General features: G+C 32.5%; 9 protein-coding genes. 7 read left to right on the top strand and 2 right to left on the bottom strand.

All coding sequences use genetic code 11. The annotated features are described in order from the left end of the window. Nucleotides 1-256: 256 nt before the first annotated feature. The 3 genes from ACQKM9_RS18150 (at nucleotide 257) to ACQKM9_RS18140 (ending at nucleotide 2,051) form a co-directional block, all read left to right on the top strand. Complete coding sequence (locus ACQKM9_RS18150; protein WP_427735792.1) at nucleotides 257-712, top strand: HIT family protein; 456 nt, start codon at nucleotides 257-259, stop codon at nucleotides 710-712. Next, a complete protein-coding gene (locus tag ACQKM9_RS18145) occupies nucleotides 705-1,517 on the top strand; it encodes a protein phosphatase 2C domain-containing protein (RefSeq protein WP_427735791.1) in 813 nt (270 codons plus the stop codon). The genes ACQKM9_RS18150 and ACQKM9_RS18145 overlap by 8 nt, the downstream gene beginning before the upstream one ends. A 174-nt stretch (nucleotides 1,518-1,691) precedes the next feature. Beyond that, nucleotides 1,692-2,051, top strand: coding sequence for a VOC family protein (locus tag ACQKM9_RS18140; protein WP_427735790.1), 360 nt, complete (start codon nucleotides 1,692-1,694; stop codon nucleotides 2,049-2,051). A gap of 122 nt (nucleotides 2,052-2,173) precedes the next feature. On the opposite strand, the gene ACQKM9_RS18135 is transcribed toward ACQKM9_RS18140, so the two are convergent. Next, nucleotides 2,174-2,377 (bottom strand): helix-turn-helix domain-containing protein, encoded by a 204-nt coding sequence (locus tag ACQKM9_RS18135; RefSeq protein ID WP_427735789.1) that lies wholly within the window; start codon nucleotides 2,375-2,377, stop codon nucleotides 2,174-2,176. Nucleotides 2,378-2,828: 451 nt separating this feature from the next. On the opposite strand from ACQKM9_RS18135, the gene ACQKM9_RS18130 reads away from it, so the two are divergent. The 3 genes from ACQKM9_RS18130 to ACQKM9_RS18120 all read left to right on the top strand — a co-directional run bounded on the left by ACQKM9_RS18130 (nucleotide 2,829) and on the right by ACQKM9_RS18120 (nucleotide 3,983). After that, complete coding sequence (locus tag ACQKM9_RS18130; RefSeq protein ID WP_427735788.1) at nucleotides 2,829-3,575, top strand: HAMP domain-containing protein; 747 nt, start codon at nucleotides 2,829-2,831, stop codon at nucleotides 3,573-3,575. 133 nt (nucleotides 3,576-3,708) lie between these two features. Then, complete coding sequence (locus ACQKM9_RS18125) at nucleotides 3,709-3,789, top strand: methyl-accepting chemotaxis protein (protein ID WP_427735794.1); 81 nt, start codon at nucleotides 3,709-3,711, stop codon at nucleotides 3,787-3,789. A gap of 62 nt (nucleotides 3,790-3,851) precedes the next feature. After that, complete coding sequence (locus tag ACQKM9_RS18120) at nucleotides 3,852-3,983, top strand: hypothetical protein (RefSeq protein WP_427735787.1); 132 nt, start codon at nucleotides 3,852-3,854, stop codon at nucleotides 3,981-3,983. Between the two features lie 535 nt (nucleotides 3,984-4,518). Here the strand turns inward: ACQKM9_RS18120 and ACQKM9_RS18115 are convergent. Next, on the bottom strand, nucleotides 4,519-5,367 hold the full coding sequence (locus tag ACQKM9_RS18115) for a DegV family protein (RefSeq protein ID WP_427735786.1): 849 nt from the start codon (nucleotides 5,365-5,367) through the stop codon (nucleotides 4,519-4,521). Between the two features lie 489 nt (nucleotides 5,368-5,856). Between ACQKM9_RS18115 and ACQKM9_RS18110 the strand changes: the two genes are divergently transcribed. Continuing rightward, nucleotides 5,857-6,627 (top strand): class I SAM-dependent methyltransferase, encoded by a 771-nt coding sequence (locus ACQKM9_RS18110; protein WP_427735785.1) that lies wholly within the window; start codon nucleotides 5,857-5,859, stop codon nucleotides 6,625-6,627. The last annotated feature ends 75 nt before the right edge of the window (nucleotides 6,628-6,702 follow it).

The raw sequence follows: 6,702 nt of genomic DNA, 5'->3' as shown, positions 1-6,702 counted from the left end.
CAAGCGAAACTAAACAACCAGTCGCCGGTACAATACCGACAACTGGTTGGATAAATGCTTTTTTGATCCCTGTCTTAAATACAGGGGTCAGTCCCCTCCATAATCCGGTACTTTTTTATTTCTTAATTGGAAAGCATTTTAAAATTATAAGAAATAAATGAAAATTAAAATATATACATAATTGGGGTATTAGATTAATATTGAATGATCTATATAATTTGGGATATTTATCAAATTTAAGTAAAGGGTGATTTTCATGAGTCAAAAATGTTTTATCTGTAGTAAACATAAAGGAGAGATTCTTACTGCTGGAACTACTATTTATGAAGATGATTTTGTTTATGTAGGGCATATTGATAAAGGATCTAACCCAACGTATCTTGGTCATATTATGATTGACTTAAAGAGACATACTCCTGAAATTGGGGATATGACTGCGGATGAAGCTAAAGCATTTGGATTAATGATGGCTAGAGTTAGTAAAGCTTTAACTGAAGTTGAAGGAGCAGAACATGTCTATTCGATGGTTTCTGGCAACTCAGTATCACATTTACATATGCATATCGTTCCACGTTATCCAAATACGCCTAAAAAATTTTGGAGTCCAATGGAGTTAAACGAATGGGCAGAGGCTCCAAAAGGTATAGATAATGAAATAGCTGAAGTTTGTATGCGTATGAAAGAATACTTAGAGGTGACGCCTTATGATTAACCATGATAATTCAGAAATAAACTGGGTAGGTAGCCAAAAAAACTATGTTGACGAGCCTAATATTGAAAAGATTAACGATATTGTGGTTGGAAGATTCGGTGGAAATTCATCTGCAGGCCAGTATAAAAACGAAGATGGTTGTTTAATTTGGATATGTGATGAGATGGATTGGGAATTTGTTATGATTTTGGATGCCCATAATTCAGCGGAGAGCGCAGAGCTAATTATAAAACAGTTCGAGCAAGAAAAGTTACGAATTCAAAATGTGTTAAATTTATCAGTTAGTATCGCTATGAAGATGATGGATGAACTTATATTAGAAATATTTCAACAACCTAATTTCTTATCAGATTGTCGTAAAGTACAAGGGGAAACAGCCTGTCTCATCGTTATTCGAAAAGACAAATTTCTATGGTGGTTCTCGGTTGGTGATTGCATCATACATTTGTTCAGTGAAGAACTTCTTGAAATGGGTGAAAATCAGTTAAATCAACGCAGTTTTTATGAATGGATAGGGCAAGTGAATACGTTTGAATTAGAGGTGCCATGTTATAGCACGGGTAAAAAAGAACTGAGACAAGGCGTCAACCATCTATTTCTTACTACTGATGGATTAACTGAATGCCCAGGCTTAGATTTTCAAGATCCACTAATGATTAACAAGCAATTTAAAGATACAACAATTGAAGCAGGTGTATGGCAGTTATTAAAAGAAATAGAACAACACCAGGTTAGAGATAGTACAACTATTGTTACTTGGAAAATTGACGTTCAAAAGCAGGCTAGTTTACCAAGCAATATGTAAAGTTAGATCCAGTTATCATTTGGGTTAAGTGTAAGATGAAATCTATCATATAAAAATACTCTATACAGTTGTTTACCTAAAAGGAATGAAATTGTATAAATTACCATTATACAAGAAGATTTTTTTCATCAACATATAGAAGTAACAGTTAACGCAATTAAAGGAGGATGAATCATGAGCCAAGTTTGTGTGATCAGTATTTATGTACCAAATATTAAGGAAGCAATTAGCTTTTACACTACTATTTTAGGATTTGAGCTAAACAAACAATATGGACCTAACATTGTAACACTCGTTCACGGAGATTTACCGATAGTTTTAGAGGAAACAGAAGAGTTTACTTACAGTCCCGATGGAAATAATACAGGAGTGGTTTTAGCTTTAAAAACAGAGGATATTCATCAAACTGTTCAAACATTAAAAGAACATAATGTTAATTTTATTGTAGATGAGCCAAGTGACTGCCCCCCAGGAAAATTTATTAGCTTCCGAGATCCTTTTGGGAATGTCTTAGAGTATTTACAATTTGATTGATAATAAAAAATAAATACGTTCGTAAGTCTAACATAAGTATAGTGAATTCCAAAAATAGAGCTGATTCTACTAATGAGTAGAGGCAACTCTATTTTTAATTGTCCAAAAAATCAAATTGAAATCTAATCCTCATTTCTATATTCTAAAATATCCCCGGGTTGGCAGTCCAAAGCTTTACAAATACTTACTAAAGTTGAGAATCTGATTGCTTTTCCATTTTTAAGAACTGAAAGATTTGCCATCGTTATTCCAACTTTCTCCGAAAGTTCAGTTACACTCATTTTCCTTTTTGTTAACAACACATCAATATTGATTGAAATTGCCATTACGATTTACTAAATATCGATAAATATATTAAGTATTCTAAATAACAAGGAAATACCAATTTGCTAACAAACCATATTAATTGTATATAATCACTATTTATCAATAGTGGCTATATACATATTATTATTAGTAATTAGTTGAATAAGTAGTAAAAATATAAGTAATATGGTTCTTTTACCGTGTTTTATTGCCAACTATTAGAATTCGTGATATATTTTTTGAGAATAATAGACAACTGAAAAATTGAGATTGCAATAACCATGAGTCTAAAGTGATATTGTTAAAACGACCAAGTTGCTAAAAAAATGCTAGATTAGTCTCTATTCTAGTTTTTTATTTTGCCTATTTCATTCAGGGATAGGTCTTTTCGTTATTATAGAAATATAGAAGTAAAAAGGGAGGGAATTACTTATTATTCGTTATTTTAAAAACTTTTCATTAAAGAGCAAGATGTTACTAATAGTTTCTATTATTGTTTTAACTCTTTTCACTGTTTTAACAATACAAAGTATTACACAATTACATATTCAGTTAGAAAAAAATCTCGAACAAGAATTAAAAAGTGTAGGTTTGTTGACATCAAAAAACCTTGCTCCTAATAATGTGGAAAACTTACTTACCGTTAAGGGAAATGAAGATCCACAGTTTAAAGAAATTCAAAGCAACTTGGATGATATAAAAGATAAACAAGGTGTTATGTATTGGAGCTATATATGGAAGATGGAGCCTGAAGGTGTTACTACTATAGGCTATACAGAGAATTTAGAAGAAGTATATAATGCCGGTGAATTGTTTACTGATATAGCTCCAATTCATTTGAAAACTGCTAAGCTTGCAATTAAAAATGACCAACCAGAGGTAACGGAAATTTTCGAAGATTCGTTTGGTGCATGGAGAACTGTTTTTAGTCCATTGAAAGATGGAAATGGAAAGACGATTGCAGTATTAGGTATCGATTATTCTGCAGATTATATCCAGGCGATTATTACTAAAAGTGTAACAAAACAAATAATCACGGCAATCATCGGACTTGTTATTTTACTATTGGTACTTTATTTCACCATTGATCGACTTCTTAAACCATTAAACAAAGCCGTTACTGTTGCAGATCAAGTGGCGAATGGTGACTTGAAAAATGTTGAACTTGAGTCTACAAATGATGAAGTTGGGAAACTGTCACAGTCTATAAAACGATAGTTTCAAATTTTCAGCGAGTTATATTGACTATTAAAAATAAGTCAAATCAATTTTCATCATCTGCAATACAACTAACTGCGAATGCAACGGAATCGTAAATTTTATCACTGATATAGCTGATCAAACAATCTTATTGGCATTAAATGCTACCAATGAAGCGGCTAGAGCAGGAGAGCAAGGCAAAGGATTTGCGGTAGTTGCCGGTGAGGTTTAGAAATTTGCGGAATAATCGTCTCATTTTCAGGAGAAATTTATAAGATTATTAATGATATTCAAGTGGAATCGAATGCATCCGTAACAGTAATGGAAAAAGGAAAAGAAATTGTAAAAGTTGGGTTGGATTATACGACACAAGCAGGAGCAATATTTAAAGAAATACTCGATTCTGCAAAACATGTAGCAGAATAAATTCAGGAAATATCTGCTGCGTCTCAACAAATATCTGATTCGTCGGAAGAAGTAGCAGCGACAGTCAATAATTTGAAAGTATCATCACAACAATCGGCTGAATTTTCTTTAAGTGTTTCCAAGTTATCGGATGAGCAATTATTAGCTATGCAGGAAGTAAGAGAAGCATCTGCTGTATAATAAAAGAAAAAGTATTTCGATATTCGTAGTGTAAGAAGTACAATTTAAAGAGGGGATATTCCATGAAAAAAACATTATTAAAATCGATGATAGTTTTATCATATATATATTGTTTAGGGTATATTTTATTTGACTTTCCTAATGATACCTTTGTATTGCGTACTATTACTAGTGTAATGTCGTTTATTTGTTCTTGTAATCTACTGTTGAAAATTTTTGATAATAAAAAAGAGAAAATACTAGCAAATAGTGAAAAATAATCGAGGATATCGAATATTTTCTAGAAAGAAGTCAAAAAAAGACCTTTGTTAGCATCTAAACTGCAATACTAATCAAAGGTCTAATTCATTTATTTTTAGCATTTCACCCAGCTAAGTCCAGTCGTACCTTCACCAGCATGTACGCCAACACATGCACTAAGTGGTAGGACTAGCACTTGAAGTTCGGGGAATTCTTGTGATAGTTCAGCTCTCCAGGTTTGAGCATCTTTGTCATTGTTACAATTGATGACGGCGACTTCTTTGATATCTGCGTTCTTCATATCGTTCCGAAGTAAATCTGTCACATACTTTTTCGCTCTCTTATCAGCTCGAACCTTCTCCTTCATAACCACTTTCCCGTTATCAAATGAAATAACCACTTTTATATTTAATAAATTACTTAAGAATGCTTTAGTACCTGATACACGTCCACTTTTATGCAGTTGATCTAAGCTAGATGGAATGAAAGATAGCTCAGCATTTTCTGTCATTTCTTCAATATGAGTAACAACTTCCTCTATGTCGAGCCCCTTATCAACCAGTGTAGTTCCGTCCTTAATCATTTTACCCATTGGATATGAGCCGATCTTCGAATCAATTGAGTAAACTTTAAAATTCGCCATTTGTGCAGCAGTTTGTGAACTTTGGTATGTTCCAGATAAATCGCTAGAAGTATGCACGGCCACCGCACAGTCATAGCCTTCAGCCTTTAATTTTTCGTAAAGCTCTACCATTTCACCGATGGCTGGCTGTGATGTTTTTGGATGTACTTTAGCAGTGCGGAGTTTGTCATAAAATTCATCATGTGTCATATCGACTGTTTCTCTGAAAGCGCCTTCAGAGAATACTATATTTAATGGCAAAACATGAACATTATACTTTTCTATGAATGTCTCATTTAGCAACGCAGCTGTATCAGTTACCCAAGCAATCTTCTTAGTCATTATAATATTTTCCCCTTTAGATGTAATGTAATGGCGTGTACGTTCGCAAGAAAAGGTGGAACAAACCATCTATTAACGTTAATGTACAACAGGTTAGGAATAAGTTGATAGTGATAATTGTCATATAGAGTCGAAATTTCGGGAATTGAGACATAATTTGAACATAAATTACTTTGCGAAAAAATAATTTGCTAGTGGAAATTATATTTGTATAAGGATGAGATGTGTCTAATAAAGTGTCGTAGTGTATCTCTGTGAAAGAGAATGAATAATTTGAAAAAAGTTTGATCATTTATTAAGTTTGAGTAAAATCATCTCATGTCTTTAGAATTCCTAGAGTTGAGGGGATATTTTTATTGGATATTTATGTTAATATTATTATGTGGAATGTGAAGAAATGTACGTAAAGGGAAGGTTAGTGCTTTATTGAAAAGGTAGTCGAAGAATTTGTTGTTCGTATAATTAGTTTCTTGAAAAGGGGGAATTTATTTGACTTTAGATATTTTTGAAGGAAATTTAGAGAAATACACCGATCCTGTAAAATATGATCAATTGTATAATCACTATCAGGAAGATTTAGCATTCATTCTAGAGTGTGCCCAAGACAGTAATCAACCGATTATTGAATTGGCTTGTGGAACAGGCCGTTTGACGATTCCTATGGCGAAAAAAGGGTATACAATGTATGGAATAGATATTCATAATGGAATGTTAAATCAAGCTAAATACAAAGCTGCATTAGAAGATTTAAACATTCAGTTTATGCAGCAAGACTGCACAAAATTAAATTTACCTATTAATTCACCACTGATTTTTATGACAGGGAATTCTTTTCAGCACTTTTTAACAAATGAAAGTCAAGATGATCTGTTTACTTCGGTTAAAGCACACTTACAATCAAAAGGTTCCTTTATCTTTGACACACGTAATCCAATTTTGAAGGAACTAGCCACTGTTGAAGAAACAGTTGAACGAAATACAATTAACAATAAACAAATTGTTCATGAAAAACATCTTGAAGTATATGACCATAATACACAAATTTTGAATTGTACAACTACAAGTGAAATGATTGAAAATGGTACTTTGATTATTACAAATAAAGATTCTATATTGTTACGTTATACATTTCCTTTGGAATTAGAGAGACTTCTTAAATCAAATGGTTTTGAATTAGTCGAGCTTTATGGGTCATGGAAAAAGGCAAGATTTAATAAAGATAGTGTCTCTATGGTTGTCCATTGCCGTCTCAAAGATTAAGGTAACGGGATTTTGTACTTAAGAATATTTTATTCAATTATTGGCAATTTTACTAACCGCAACTTTCGCCTATTT

This window comes from Viridibacillus sp. NPDC093762, assembly GCF_050279675.1.
Lineage (GTDB): Bacteria > Bacillota > Bacilli > Bacillales_A > Planococcaceae > Viridibacillus.
The sequence above is the reverse complement of the archived record's forward strand: the minus strand, read 5'-3'. Positions and strand labels throughout refer to the sequence as shown.

Bases quoted from the DNA above. Each gene is read 5' to 3' on its own strand.
- ACQKM9_RS18150 (WP_427735792.1), top strand. From the start codon at position 257: ATGAGTCAAAAATGTTTTATCTGTAGTAAACATAAAGGAGAGATTCTT.
- ACQKM9_RS18145 (WP_427735791.1), top strand. From the start codon at position 705: ATGATTAACCATGATAATTCAGAAATAAACTGGGTAGGTAGCCAAAAA.
- ACQKM9_RS18140 (WP_427735790.1), top strand. From the start codon at position 1,692: ATGAGCCAAGTTTGTGTGATCAGTATTTATGTACCAAATATTAAGGAA.
- ACQKM9_RS18135 (WP_427735789.1), bottom strand. From the start codon at position 2,377: ATGGCAATTTCAATCAATATTGATGTGTTGTTAACAAAAAGGAAAATG.
- ACQKM9_RS18130 (WP_427735788.1), top strand. From the start codon at position 2,829: ATGTTACTAATAGTTTCTATTATTGTTTTAACTCTTTTCACTGTTTTA.
- ACQKM9_RS18115 (WP_427735786.1), bottom strand. From the start codon at position 5,367: ATGACTAAGAAGATTGCTTGGGTAACTGATACAGCTGCGTTGCTAAAT.